This is a genomic window from Streptomyces sp. NPDC094143, assembly GCF_040303825.1.
Lineage (GTDB): Bacteria > Actinomycetota > Actinomycetes > Streptomycetales > Streptomycetaceae > Streptomyces.
In genome coordinates this window covers 308682-320889 of record NZ_JBEOTZ010000001.1, presented here as the reverse complement: position 1 = coordinate 320889, position 12208 = coordinate 308682, and the positions used below count along the sequence as shown (strand labels likewise).

11 protein-coding genes are annotated in these 12208 nt (G+C 72.1%); 5 read left to right on the top strand and 6 right to left on the bottom strand.

Translation table 11 applies throughout. From position 1 onward, the window contains the following. Positions 1 to 10 precede the first annotated feature (10 nt). The 4 genes from ABTZ58_RS01405 to ABTZ58_RS01390 are packed head-to-tail and all read left to right on the top strand — an operon-like array spanning position 11 to position 3574. Positions 11 to 1114, top strand: a complete 1104-nt coding sequence (locus ABTZ58_RS01405) for an aliphatic sulfonate ABC transporter substrate-binding protein (protein WP_351349079.1) — start codon at positions 11 to 13, stop codon at positions 1112 to 1114. A gap of 36 nt (positions 1115 to 1150) precedes the next feature. Beyond that, entirely contained in the window at positions 1151 to 1939 is a 789-nt protein-coding gene (locus tag ABTZ58_RS01400; protein ID WP_309094637.1) for an ABC transporter ATP-binding protein, read from the top strand. Next, the gene (locus ABTZ58_RS01395) at positions 1926 to 2825 is read left to right on the top strand and encodes an ABC transporter permease (protein ID WP_309094638.1); all 900 of its coding nucleotides are present in this window, start codon (positions 1926 to 1928) and stop codon (positions 2823 to 2825) included. Before ABTZ58_RS01400 ends, ABTZ58_RS01395 begins: the two co-directional genes overlap by 14 nt. Positions 2826 to 2830: 5 nt before the next feature. Next, on the top strand, positions 2831 to 3574 hold the full coding sequence (locus tag ABTZ58_RS01390) for a sirohydrochlorin chelatase (RefSeq protein WP_351349075.1): 744 nt from the start codon (positions 2831 to 2833) through the stop codon (positions 3572 to 3574). 22 nt (positions 3575 to 3596) lie between these two features. On the opposite strand, the gene ABTZ58_RS01385 is transcribed toward ABTZ58_RS01390, so the two are convergent. Together ABTZ58_RS01385 and ABTZ58_RS01380 are read right to left on the bottom strand one after the other, a co-directional pair. Further along, positions 3597 to 4406, bottom strand: a complete 810-nt coding sequence (locus tag ABTZ58_RS01385) for a GvpL/GvpF family gas vesicle protein (RefSeq protein ID WP_351349072.1) — start codon at positions 4404 to 4406, stop codon at positions 3597 to 3599. Between the two features lie 145 nt (positions 4407 to 4551). Then, the gene (locus ABTZ58_RS01380; RefSeq protein ID WP_351349069.1) at positions 4552 to 5106 is read right to left on the bottom strand and encodes a DUF1697 domain-containing protein; all 555 of its coding nucleotides are present in this window, start codon (positions 5104 to 5106) and stop codon (positions 4552 to 4554) included. Between the two features lie 340 nt (positions 5107 to 5446). Between ABTZ58_RS01380 and ABTZ58_RS01375 the strand changes: the two genes are divergently transcribed. Further along, positions 5447 to 7696, top strand: a complete 2250-nt coding sequence (locus ABTZ58_RS01375) for an MMPL family transporter (RefSeq protein ID WP_351349066.1) — start codon at positions 5447 to 5449, stop codon at positions 7694 to 7696. Between the two features lie 60 nt (positions 7697 to 7756). Here the strand turns inward: ABTZ58_RS01375 and ABTZ58_RS01370 are convergent, their stop codons facing one another. The 4 genes from ABTZ58_RS01370 to ABTZ58_RS01355 all read right to left on the bottom strand — a co-directional run bounded on the left by ABTZ58_RS01370 (position 7757) and on the right by ABTZ58_RS01355 (position 12092). After that, positions 7757 to 8962 carry a glycosyltransferase gene (locus tag ABTZ58_RS01370; protein ID WP_351349063.1) on the bottom strand — a complete coding sequence of 402 codons (1206 nt, stop codon included), beginning with the start codon at positions 8960 to 8962 and terminating at the stop codon, positions 7757 to 7759. An 81-nt stretch (positions 8963 to 9043) separates the two neighbouring features. Beyond that, positions 9044 to 10318: an ABC transporter substrate-binding protein gene (locus ABTZ58_RS01365; protein WP_351349060.1), complete on the bottom strand. Its 1275-nt coding sequence runs from the start codon at positions 10316 to 10318 to the stop codon at positions 9044 to 9046. After that, entirely contained in the window at positions 10318 to 11151 is an 834-nt protein-coding gene (locus tag ABTZ58_RS01360) for a carbohydrate ABC transporter permease (protein WP_351349057.1), read from the bottom strand. The genes ABTZ58_RS01365 and ABTZ58_RS01360 overlap by 1 nt, the downstream gene beginning before the upstream one ends. Continuing rightward, complete coding sequence (locus tag ABTZ58_RS01355; RefSeq protein WP_502995983.1) at positions 11148 to 12092, bottom strand: carbohydrate ABC transporter permease; 945 nt, start codon at positions 12090 to 12092, stop codon at positions 11148 to 11150. Before ABTZ58_RS01355 ends, ABTZ58_RS01360 begins: the two co-directional genes overlap by 4 nt. Positions 12093 to 12208 lie beyond the last annotated feature (116 nt).

Genomic DNA, 12208 nt, shown 5'->3' with positions numbered 1-12208 from the left:
AACACCTCCCGTGCCTGCTTCATCCGCTCTTCGCCGCAGTCTCGCGGTCATCGCCGCGCTTCCCCTGCTCACGCTGGCCGCCTGCGGCTACGGCTCCAAGGCCGAGGACGACGGCGCCGCCAAGGTCGCCGCCGGGGCGAAGAAGATCGACGGTCTCGACTCCGTCAAGATCGGCTACTTCGGCAACCTGACCCACGGCACCGCGCTGGTGGGCGTGCGGAAGGGCTTCTTCCAGAAGGAGCTCGGCGCCACCAAGGTCGAGTCGGCCGTGTTCAACGCCGGCCCCTCGGAGATCGAGGCGCTCAACTCCGGTTCGATCGACATCGGCTGGATCGGCCCCTCCCCCGCCATCAACGGCTACACCAAGTCCGGCGGCAGGAACCTGCGCATCATCGGCGGTTCGGCGTCCGGCGGGGTGAAGCTCGTGGTGAACCCGGACAAGATCAAGTCCCTGAAGGACGTCAAGGGCAAGCGGATCGCGACCCCGCAGCTGGGCAACACGCAGGACGTGGCGTTCCTCAACTGGGCCGCCGAGCAGGGCTGGAAGGTCGACCCGCAGAGCGGCAAGGGCGATGTCACGGTCGTCCGCAGCGACAACAAGGTCACCCCGGACGCCTTCAAGGCCGGGTCGATCGACGGCGCGTGGGTGCCGGAGCCGACCGCGTCGAAGCTGGTCGCCGAGGGCGGCAAGGAACTGCTCGACGAGGCGACGCTGTGGCCGGACGGGAAGTTCGTGATCACGAACATCATCGTGCGGCAGGAGTTCCTGAAGAAGCACCCGAAGGTCGTCGAGGCCGTGCTCAAGGCCTCGGTCACCACCAACAAGTGGATCAACGCCAACCCGGACGCGGCCAAGGAGGCGGCGAACGAGCTCCTGGAGAAGGAGACCGGCAAGGCGCTGCCCGCCGAGGTGCTCGACCCGGCGTGGAAGTCGATCCGGTTCACCGACGACCCGCTGGCCTCCACCCTCAACACCGAGGCGGAGCACGCCGTGAAGGCCGGGCTGCTCCAGAAGCCGAACCTGAAGGGCATCTACGACCTCGCGCCGCTGAACGAGGTCCTCAAGGCCGAGGGTGAGCCCACGGTCGACGACGCCGGTCTCGGCGTCAAGTAAGCCCGGATCCCCAAGAGTTCCCAGGAGGTGACGACCATGGCCACGACCCTCGCCAAGGCCGCCGACGGCACCGAGGCGGCCACGCACGCCGCCCGGATCGAGCACGTCTCGAAGTCGTTCGCGGGCCCCGCCGGGCAGCAGCTCGTTCTCGACGACATCACCCTCGATGTCGCGCCGGGCGAGTTCGTCACCCTCCTGGGGGCCTCGGGATGCGGCAAGTCCACCCTGCTCAATCTGGTGGCGGGCCTGGACCGGCCCAGCGCCGGCGAGATCAGCACGGACGGCCGCCCGGCGCTGATGTTCCAGGAGCACGCGCTGTTCCCGTGGCTGACCGCGGGCAAGAACATCGAACTCGCCCTGAAGCTGCGGGGCGTGCCGAAGGCCGAGCGCCGCGAGCGGGCGGAGGAGCTGCTCGAACTGGTCCGGCTCAAGGGCGCCTTCGGCAAGCGGGTGCACGAGCTGTCGGGCGGGATGCGCCAGCGGGTCGCGCTGGCCCGGGCGCTCGCCCAGGAGAGCCGGCTGCTGCTGATGGACGAGCCGTTCGCGGCGCTGGACGCCATCACGCGGGACGTGCTGCACGACGAGCTGACCCGCATCTGGCGCGAGACGCGGGTGTCCGTCCTGTTCGTCACGCACAACGTGCGCGAGGCGGTCCGGCTCGCGCAGCGCGTGGTGCTGCTGTCCTCCCGCCCGGGCCGGATCGCCCGCGAGTGGACCGTCGGCATCCCGCATCCGCGCCGCATCGAGGACACCGCCGTCGCGGAGCTGTCCGTCGAGATCACCGAAGAACTGCGTGGGGAGATCCGCCGTCATGGCCAGCACTGACTCGACGACGACCGTCGACAAGGACGGCAACGATCTCGCCGGTCTCGAGGCGGGCCTCGACGCGCTGGAGACGCGGCAGACGTCCCGCAGGCCGTTCCGGCAGACCTTCACCGAGAAGATCCTGCCGCCCGTCCTCGCCGTCGCGCTGGTGCTGGCGGTCTGGCAGGCCCTCGTCTCGTTCAGGATCGTCGACGACCCCACCAAGCTGCCCTCGCCCGGGGCCGTCTGGGACGTCGTCCACACGGCGTGGCTCCAGGGCGAGCTGCTCGGCTACATCTGGACCAGCGTCTCGCGCGGCCTGCTCGGCTTCTGCTTCGCGCTGGCGATCGGCACTCCGCTGGGCCTGATCGTGGCCCGGGTGAAGTTCGTCCGCGCTGCGATCGGCCCGATCCTGTCGGGTCTGCAGTCCCTGCCGTCGGTCGCCTGGGTGCCGCCGGCGGTGATCTGGCTGGGTCTGAACAACTCGATGATGTACGCGGTGATCCTGCTCGGCGCGGTCCCGTCGATCGCCAACGGCCTGGTGTCGGGCGTCGACCAGGTGCCGCCGCTGTTCCTGCGCGCGGGCCGCACGCTCGGCGCGACGGGTCTGAGGGGCACCTGGCACATCGTGCTGCCCGCCGCCCTGCCCGGTTACGTGGCCGGTCTGAAGCAGGGCTGGGCCTTCTCCTGGCGTTCCCTGATGGCCGCCGAGATCATCGCGTCCTTCCCCGACCTCGGCGTCGGCCTCGGCCAGTTGCTGGAGAACGGCCGCAACGCCAGCGACATGGCGATGGTCTTCGAGGCGATCCTGCTCATCCTGATCGTCGGCATCGCGATCGACCTGCTGATCTTCAGCCCGCTGGAGCGGTGGGTGCTGCGCAGCCGCGGCCTGCTGGTGAAGGGCTGAGTTCCATGACGAACAGGCCCGTTCTCCTCGTCATCGCCCACGGCAGCCGCGACCCGCGGCACGCCGCGACGGTGCACGCCCTGGTGCGCCGGGTGCGCGCGCTGCGCCCCGACGTCCGGGTGGAGACCGGGTTCCTGGACTTCAACGTGCCGTCGGTGCAGGGCGTGCTGGAGTCCCTGGCGGTCCAGGGCGTGCGTGACGTGGTCGCCCTTCCGCTCCTGCTCACCCGCGCCTTCCACGCGAAGGCCGACATCCCGGCGGTCCTGGCGGACGCGCCCCCGCGGCTGCGCATCCGCCAGGCGGAGGTCCTGGGCCCCTCGCCGCTGCTGCTCGCGGCCCTGGAACGGCGCCTGTACGAGGCGGGTCTGACGCCCGCCGACAAGTCCTCGACCGGGGTCGTGCTGGCCTCGGCGGGGTCCACCGACCCGGAGGCGATCGCAGTGATCGCGGACATCGCGCGGGAGTGGCGGCACACCGGTTGGTGCGCCGTGCGGCCTGCGTTCGCCTCCGCATCCCTCCCGCGCACCGAGGACGCGGTCCGTGAACTCCGCGCCCTCGGCTGCGCCCGCGTCGCCGTCGCGCCCTACGTCCTGGCCCCCGGCTTCCTGCCCGACCGCATCGCCCGGGGCGCGGCCCGGGCCGACGTCCTGGCGGACGTCCTGGGTGCGGCGCCGGAGGTGGCGCGGGTGGTGCTGGAGCGGTACGAGGCGGCACGGATGCCGGCGCTGGCGGCCCCTCTGAGCGCCTGAACACCGGTCGGCCGCACGCGGGTTACGGTGCCGGTTCCGGCTGGAGGGCGAAGGAGTACGGGGCCCAGGGGCCGGTGACCTCCACGCGGAGGCCGGGGGTGGCGCGTGCGGCCGCCAGGACGCCCGTGCGGAAGGCGTCTACGCGGTCCCTGGGGACGAGGTAGGCGTCGTTGCCCATGTTGGTGCCGGGGGCGGAGCCGGCCAGGCTGCCCCGTTCGGGGGTGTGGGCGACGCGGTCGACGGCGAGGGTGCCGGCCGTCTCGGTGAGGCGGGCGGCGGCCTGGGCGACCGTGCGCCAGGCCTCCTCGTTCCTGCGGTGTCTGCGGCGGCGGATCGCCAGGTAGGCGCGTCCGACCCCGAGGCCCGGGGCCGTGTCCCGGTCCGGGTCGTGGGCGGCTTCGGGCGGGGTGATGTCCGGGGTGGCGTAGATCTTGACGCCGAGTTCGACGTGGCCGGTGAGGCGGTCCAGCAGGGACAGGAAGTAGGCGCGGCGGGTGTCGAGGGCCTCGCGGGCGCGGGCCTCGTCCCGGTAGACGGTGGCGAGGCGCAGCGGGAGGACGGCGGCGCCGGAGGCGACCAGGGCGGCGACCACCGCGTGGTGGGAGCGGACGGTGGACTCCATCCAGTCCAGGTCGTCGAGGTGGGCCCGCAGCGGCGCGTCGTCGTAGTCGGCGGGCGGGACGTGGCCGACGGCGAAGGCCAGGGGGCCGGTGGCGGGTTCGACCAGGTGGATCGGTTCTCCGGCGACGCCGCGCAGGTGTGCGGCCGCCGCGGTGGCCTCGGGGGTGCGGCGCAGGACCGCGTACGCGTAGACGAGGTTGGTGTCGGTCATGGATCCGGGCTCCTGTCGCTGGCCGTGCGCGTCCTCTCGCGAGACTCCGTTCTCGTACCGTCCGTCCGACCGTAGGTACGCGGGTGGGGGCCGTGGTGTTCACGCGAGACACCGACCGGGTCGGCCCGCGGGCGTCACCCGGGGGTCACGCCGCGGGCGCCGTCAGCTCCACGAGTTTGACCACCGTGTTCCAGTTGCGGGTCGTGGCGATCACGCCCTTGTTGAGGCGCGGCTTCGCCAGGTGCTCGGCCAGCCTGGAGCGGCCCAGGCCGTTCGGTGCGTACAGGTACAGGGCCCGGTCGCCGAGGCGGAACTCCTCGGGGAGGAACGCGGCCTGGTCGATCTCCGCGAAGCGGTCGGGGGTGACGGGCGCGGAGAAGTAGGTGACGTGGAGCTGCTTGGGCTCCAGGTCGGCGGCCGGGAACGGACAGGCGTCGGCGACCGCCCGCAGATAGGAGTGGTCGCGCACGATCACGTCGACGCCGAAGCCGAAGTGCCGCTCGATGCCCTGAGCGAGCTCGGTGGCCAGTGCGTCCTCGTCGCCGTGCCCGCTGGAGAACACGGCTTGGCCGCTCTGCAGGTGGGTGCGGACGTCGTCGTAGCCGAGGTTCTCCATGAGCGCGCGCAGCTCGGCCATGGGGACCTTCCTGCTGCCGCCCACGTTGATCCCGCGCAGCAGGGCCGCGTACATCGTCGTCATCCGCTCACCTTAGAGCGGCCGTCGTGCCCCGTGGGGGTGGGCACGACGGCCGCGGCGGGCGGCTGCCCGGCTCCGTAAATTACTCACCGGTCATCGCGGCGCACAACCGTCTGCTCAGGATCCCCACACCCGAGGAGGCCGGGACGTCTCCCGATAGGTGTAAGGGACCACAGTCGGTGGGGGTCCTCCCCAGTGGGGAGGGAGCCAGGTCCATGGGGATGAGTTCCGGCCGCGCGGCTTCACCGGGCAGCACGACGAGATGGCTTTATCCGGCCCCTACCTTCGACAGGAGAGGGGGCGGCAGGTGGCCGCCGCCGCGTCACGAGGGGGCAAGCCCGTCATGGGGAACGGAGAAGCACGGGTGCGGGGTCTCGCCGCCCGGGCCGGCGGCTGGAGCGCCCGGCACCGATGGGCTGCCGTCGGCATCTGGGTACTGTTCGTCGTCCTGGCGATGGGGCTCGGCTCGGCGGCCGGCCGGGTCGACGTCAAGGACAGCGACCAGCTCAAGGGGGAGACGCACACCGCCGCCCGGATCATCGAGGACGCCGGGATCGAGGAGCCGGCCAGTGAGACGGTCCTGATCCAGGCCAAGGGGAGCGGACTCAAGGCGACGGACCCCGAGTTCCGCGAGGCCGTCACCGCGGTCGTCCGTGCCGTCGAGAAGACCGGCCGGGTCACCGACGTGACCTCGCCGTACGACGCGAAGACGATCTCGAAGGACGGGCGCAGCGCGCTCGTGCAGTTCGACATGCGGGGTGACTCCGACACCGCGGGCGAGCGGGTCGAGCCGGTGCTGGAGGCCGTCGAGGGCGTCCAGCAGGAGCACGAGGCGCTGCTGATCGAGGAGATCGGCGGCGCCAGCATGATGAAGACGTTCGACGACGCGTTCGGGGACGACTTCAAGAAGGCCGAGTACTCCGCCGTGCCGGTGGCCCTGGGCATCCTGCTGATCGCGTTCGGCGCGCTGGTGGCGGCGCTGCTGCCGGTGGCGCTGGCGGTCACCGCCATCATGGCGACGATGGGCCTGATGGGCGTCGTCAGCCATGTCATGCCGATGAGCGACACCGCCAACTCCGTGATGCTGCTGGTAGGTCTGGCGGTCGGCGTCGACTACTGCCTGTTCTACCTGCGCCGTGAGCGTGAGGAGCGCGAGGCCGGGCGGGACGCGCAGACGGCGCTCAGGATCGCCGCCGCGACCAGTGGCCGCGCGATCGTCGTCTCCGGTGTCACGGTGTGCGTGGCCATGGCGGGCATGCTGTTCACCGGGCTCGCCGAGTTCGAGGCGATGGGCCTGGCCTCGCTGATGGTGGTCGCGGTGGCGATGGTGGGGTCCGTGACCGTGCTGCCCGCGCTGCTGTCGCTGCTGGGCGAGCGCGTGGAGAAGGGCCGCATACCGTTCCTGCGCCGGCGCAAGCGGGGCACGGGTCAGGACAGCCGGTTCTGGACGGCCGTGCTGCGGCGCGTGCTGGCCCGGCCGGTGATCTCGGTGGTGGTGGCGGCCGGTGCGCTGCTGGCCGTCGCGGCGCCCGCGCTCGGCATGAAGACGCAACAGCTCACGCTGGACCAGGAGTTCGGGGACTCGCTGCCGATCGTGCAGACGTACAACCGGCTCAACGAGGCGTTCCCGGGCGGCTCGGAGCCTGCCGAGGTGGTCGTCAGGGCGGACGACATCAACGCGCCGCGGGTGCAGGCCGCGCTCGCCGACTTCCGTGAGCGGGCGATCAGTTCGGGCGCCTCGCGCGGCCCGGTGGAGATCAAGCTGCACGACGCGCAGGACGTGGCGTTCGTCTACGTGCCGCTGGTGGGCGGCTCCGACCAGGACAAGGCCGGGGTGAGCCTGGACAAGCTGCGCGACGAGGTGCGTCCGGCCACGCTCGGCAAGGTCGACGGGCTGGAGGCGCCGATCACCGGGCAGGTGGCCGGGTCGAAGGACTTCAACGACCAGCTGGCCGGTGCCGTCGTGCCGGTGTTCGCGTTCGTCGTGGTGTTCGCCTTCGTCCTGATGCTGCTGTCGTTCCGCTCGCTGACCATCGCGCTCACGTCGATCGTGCTGAACCTGCTGTCGGTGGGCGCGGCCTACGGCATCCTCGTCGCGGTCTTCCAGCACGGCTGGGGCGCGTCCCTGGTGGGCGCGGAGGGCGTCGGCGCGATCATCACCTGGCTGCCGCTGTTCCTGTTCGTGATCCTGTTCGGGCTGTCGATGGACTACCACGTGTTCGTGGTCTCCCGGATCCGCGAGGCCCGGCTGCGGGGCCTGGAGACGGGGGACGCGATCCGGCACGGCGTGGTCACCACGGCCGGGGTCGTCACCAGCGCCGCGGTCATCATGGTCGCCGTGTTCGCGATCTTCGGGACGCTGTCGATGCAGTCCATGAAGCAGATGGGCGTCGGCCTGGCGGCCGCGGTGCTCATCGACGCGACGATCATCCGTGGTGTGCTGCTGCCGGCGGTGATGGCGCTGCTCGGCGAGCGCAACTGGTACCTGCCGAGGTGGCTGCACCGGCTGCCGGACCTCACCCACGACGAGACGCCGCAGGCGATCGCGCAGCCGGCGGCACGCGACGACGAGGGCGAGCCCGTCAAGGTCTGAGCATCTCCCCGGGTGGCGGGGCCCGCCGGTCGCGACAGCACCGGCGGGCCCCGCCGCACGTCATGCGGCGGTCCGAGCCCGGAGTTCGGCCTCGATGAGGTCGGCGGCGCGGCGCGTGCCGCCCTCCTGGAGCGTCTGCGCCTGGATCTCCTTCAGGCGGCGCGCGACCTCCGGGTCGTCGACCAGGGCGAGCGCCGCCTCGCGCAGGGCCTCGCCGGTCGCCTGCTCCGTCGGGAGGTACCGGGCGACACCGAGGCCCTGCAGCATCTCGGCGTTGCCGAACTGATCGGCGGCCTGCGGTACGGCGATCATCGGTGTGGCCGTCGCCAGGCCCTCCTGGCTGCCGCCCGCGCCGGCGTGCGTGACGAACAGGTCGGCCTGCCTCAGCACGGCCAGCTGGGGGACCCAGGACCGCACCTCCACGTTGGCGGGGACCTCGCCGAGTTCGGCCGGGTCGACGTGCTTGCCGATCGAGAGCACCAGGTGCCAGCCGGGCAGGTCGCCGAAGGCCCGCACGCACTCCCGGTAGAAGGCCGGCTGCTTGGTGAAGGCGGACCCGAGGGAGACGAGCACGACCCGCTCCGCGTCGGCCGGCCGCTGCCAGTCGCCCTCGGCGGCGCGGTCGCCCTGGCAGGCGCCGACGAAGGAGTACACGCGCTCGTCGACCCGGTCCGCGTTCGGCTGGAGCGCCTTGGGGATCAGGACGATCGAGCGGTGGGGCCGGCCCCCGAAGGCGTCGGGGTGCAGGGTGATGCCGTTCTCCTCCAGCCAGGCGCGGAAGCGGGCGTAGTAGGCGCGCCCGCGTTCGGTCTTCCTCGGCTCCTCCCACATGGGCTCGGCGACCTCCTTCTCGTACCCCTCCCAGGCGACCATGGCCGGCGAGAGGGAGACGGCGGGCACGCCCCAGCGGTGGGCCAGGACGCGGCCGGGGTAGGCGGCGATGTCGTGCAGCACGAGGTCCGGCTCATCGCCCTCGTACGCCTCGATCAGCTGCGGGAGGGCCTGGATCGCGTCGTCGAGGAACGGCTCCACGTTGTCCAGCAGCGTGCTCCCCCACGCCTGCGGGTCGTCGTCGGGCGAGGGCAGGGTCGACGTCCAGGGCTTCACCTCGGCGCCGGTGACCGCGACCTTCTCCGCGAAGACCGGCGGAATCGCGTACGTCACCCGGTGGCCGCGCGCCACCAGCTCGCGGATCACCTCCAGGCTCGGGTTCACGTGGCCGTGGGCGGCGATGGAGAACATGGCGATGTGCGCGCGCGTGGTCATACACCGACCCTAGACGAGACGATACGTCTCGTGCAACCTGCGGGCAGCCACAGGGGCGGCACCTCGTGCAGCCGTCCGGGGTCAGCGCTGGTAGCGGGCGAGGACCAGATTGCCGTCCTCCTCCAGCCGCTCGCGCAGGGCGCCGAGGCCGATGGCTCCGCTGTAGTACTCCTGCAGGGCCGGTGTCGCCACCTTGTCCTTCCACTCGGGGTAGCCCCGGACCGTCTGGGCGGGGGCCGGGCGCAGATGGGCGGCCAGCGCCGTGCCGGTGGCCCAGCCGTGGCGTGCGGTGTGCAGGGCCGGGTCCTTCAGCGCCTGGGTGCCGGTGGGCAGCATCCAGTCGCCGAGGGCGAGACGGACCATGTTCTCCGGGCGCAGCAGGAAGCCGAGGAAGGCGGCGGCCTCCTTCTTGTGCGGGCAGTCCTCGGCGAGGGAGAGGGTCTGCGGGCTGACGCCCTGGGCGAGTCCGCCGGCGCCGGCCGGGGCGGGCAGCACCTGCCAGTCGAAGCCCTCCGGGGCCTGCTGCACGATCTGCTGCCGGTAGGAGAAGCCCAGCGGCACCATCGCGTAGCGGCCCCCGAAGAAGCCCGGCAGGGTGTCGGAGCCACCGCTGCCCAGGGTCGTGGGCGAGGCGCTGCGGTCGGTGCCGGTCTGGGCGCGGATGGTGCGCGGCACGACCTGGTCGGCCGCCTCGAACCGGACCGTCACCCTGCCGTCCGCCTCGCGGTGGAACAGCTGTCCGCCCGCCGACAGGGAGAGGTTGAGCGTGGCGGAGACGGGGTCCTTCAGCGGCCAGGCGACGCCGTACCGCCCGCTCCCGCTGAGCCGGTCGGTGATCGCGCGGAACTCGCCCCAGCTCCACGGCTTCCGAGGGGTCGGGATCCGTACGCCGGACTCCCTCAGCCAGGTCGCGTTGGCGATCAGCACGCGCGGTTCCTGGAGGAACGGCACGCCGTAGACGCCGTCGCCGAACGTCGTGGTCCGCCAACTGCGCTGCGGGATGTCCGACTTGAGTTCGGCCGGCAACAGGCCGGTGAGGTCGGCGAGGTAGCCGCCGTAGGCGAAGTCGGCGAGGTCGTCGGAGGCGTCGTGGATGACGTCGGGTGCCTCGCCGCCCTCGAAGGCGGTGAGGAGCTGGTCGTGGACGCTGTCCCAGGAGCCCTGGACGTACTCGACGCGGACGTCCGGGTGGCTGGCGTTCCACTCGGCCACCAGGTCCTTGGTCACCTTTACGGACTCCTCCTGCCAGGCCAGGGACTGGAAGCGGAGGGTGATCCGGCCGTCGTCGCGGGTGCCGTCCGGGGAGCAGCCGGCGAGGAGCAGCAGCAGGACGAGAGCCAGCAGACGTGCGCGCATCAGCTCTTCACCGCCCCGGTGAGAAGGCTGCCCGTGATGCGCCGCTGGATGAGCGCGAAGACGACGAGGGAGGGCAGGGTCGCGAGGAACGCGGCCGCCGCGAGCGGGCCGAGGTCGGCGACGCCCTCGGCGCCGATGAAGTGCGTGAGCACCACCGGCAGGGTCTGCTTCTCGGGCGTCTTGAGCAGCACGAGCGCGAAGAAGAACTCGTTCCACGCGGTGATGAACGCGAACAGCCCGGTCGCCGCGATGCCCGGCGCGAGCAGCGGAGCGGTCACCGACACCAGGGTCCGCACCCGCCCGGCCCCGTCGACCGCCGCGGCCTCCTCCAGCTCGCGTGGCACGGCCCGTACGTACCCGGCGAGCATCCACAGCGCGAACGGCAGCGCCCACACCACGTACACCAGCACCAGCCCGGGCAGGGAGTCGATCATTCTCAGGTTCTTCAGCACGAGGAAGAGCGGGATGATCAGCAGTACGAACGGGAACGCCTGGCTGACCACCACCCAGCCCGTCACCGCCCTGGCGAGCCGGGTACGGCGCCGGGCGACGGCGTAGGCCGCCGGCGTGGCGATCAGCACCGCGAGGAGTGCCGATGCGAGCGCCGCGAGCAGGGAGTTGAGGGCGGCCTGCAGCAGCGGCTGTTCCTCGAAGGCCTGCCGGAAGCCGGCGAGGGTGGGGTCCTCCGGGAGCCAGGTCGGGTGCAGGCTGCTCAGCTCGCGCGGCGGCTTGAACGCGGTGGACAGCAGCCAGCCGAACGGGAAGGCCAGGAAGACCAGATACGCGAGCAGCGCGGTGTACTGGCCGACGCGGGCCGGGGTGCCGGTCCTCATGTGTCGTCACCTCCCCGCAGGCGCCCGGCGAGGAACACGGCCAGGGCGATCGAGATCCCGGCGACCATGACGCAGCCCATGGCCGCCGCGTAGCCGAACTGGCCGTAGCGGAAGGCCTCTTCGTAGGCGAAGAGCATGGGCAGGCGGGTCCGGCCGCCGGGACCGCCGCTGGTGAGCACGTAGACCAGGGCGAAGGAGTTGAAGTTCCAGATGAGGTTGAGCGCCGTGACGGCCAGGGCGACGGGGCGCAGGGCCGGCCAGGTGACCGTGCGGAAGCGGCGCCAGGCGCCCGCCCCGTCGACCGCCGCCGCCTCGTGCAGCTCGCGCGGGGTGTTCTGCAGCCCGGCGAGCAGGGTCACCGTCGTCTGGGGCATGCCCGCCCAGACGCCGACGACGATCACGGCGGGCAGCGCGGTGGCCAGACCGCTGAGCCAGTCCCGGCCGCTGCCGAGACCCAGGTCGCGCAGGGTCTCGTTCAGCAGGCCCGCGTCGGGGTGGTAGACGAGCCGCCACATGATGCCGACGACGACCTCCGGCATCGCCCAGGGGACGATCGCGAGGGCGCGGGCGAGCCAGCGCAGCCGGAGGTCCTGGTTCAGCAGCAGGGCGAGGCCGAGGGCGAGCAGGAACTGCGGCACGGTCACCCCGACCGCCCACACCAGGCCGATCCGGAACGACTCCCAGAAGAGCGTGTCGTGCAGCAGGTCCCGGAAGTTGAGCGCGCCGATCCACTCGGTGGGCTCGGTCCGGCCCGCCTGGGCGTCGGTGAAGGCCAGCAGGATCCCGTACAGCAGCGGGCCGACGCTGAGGACGAGGATGGGGAGCAGGGCGGGCAGCACCAGGAACCAGGCGCCGTGGTCGACGGGCCGGCGGGGCCCGCCGTCGCCGGGCCGACGGCCGGCCGGTCTCCTCGGTGGCGACGTCCCGGTCACCGATGTCACGGAATCACCCCTTCGCACGGCTCGGCCGGCCACGTCATGGCCGTGAAGGCGGTCTGCCTCGCCGAGGCACCGCCTATGCCCCGCCACCTGTGCCGATGCGACACTGACCGGAGGAT

Excerpts from the sequence above, each read along its gene's own strand:
- ABTZ58_RS01400 (WP_309094637.1), top strand. The coding sequence starts at position 1,151 with ATGGCCACGACCCTCGCCAAGGCCGCCGACGGCACCGAGGCGGCCACG.
- ABTZ58_RS01395 (WP_309094638.1), top strand. The coding sequence starts at position 1,926 with ATGGCCAGCACTGACTCGACGACGACCGTCGACAAGGACGGCAACGAT.
- ABTZ58_RS01390 (WP_351349075.1), top strand. The coding sequence starts at position 2,831 with ATGACGAACAGGCCCGTTCTCCTCGTCATCGCCCACGGCAGCCGCGAC.
- ABTZ58_RS01385 (WP_351349072.1), bottom strand. The coding sequence starts at position 4,406 with ATGACCGACACCAACCTCGTCTACGCGTACGCGGTCCTGCGCCGCACC.
- ABTZ58_RS01380 (WP_351349069.1), bottom strand. The coding sequence starts at position 5,106 with ATGACGACGATGTACGCGGCCCTGCTGCGCGGGATCAACGTGGGCGGC.
- ABTZ58_RS01375 (WP_351349066.1), top strand. The coding sequence starts at position 5,447 with ATGGGGAACGGAGAAGCACGGGTGCGGGGTCTCGCCGCCCGGGCCGGC.
- ABTZ58_RS01370 (WP_351349063.1), bottom strand. The coding sequence starts at position 8,962 with ATGACCACGCGCGCGCACATCGCCATGTTCTCCATCGCCGCCCACGGC.
- ABTZ58_RS01365 (WP_351349060.1), bottom strand. The coding sequence starts at position 10,318 with ATGCGCGCACGTCTGCTGGCTCTCGTCCTGCTGCTGCTCCTCGCCGGC.
- ABTZ58_RS01360 (WP_351349057.1), bottom strand. The coding sequence starts at position 11,151 with ATGAGGACCGGCACCCCGGCCCGCGTCGGCCAGTACACCGCGCTGCTC.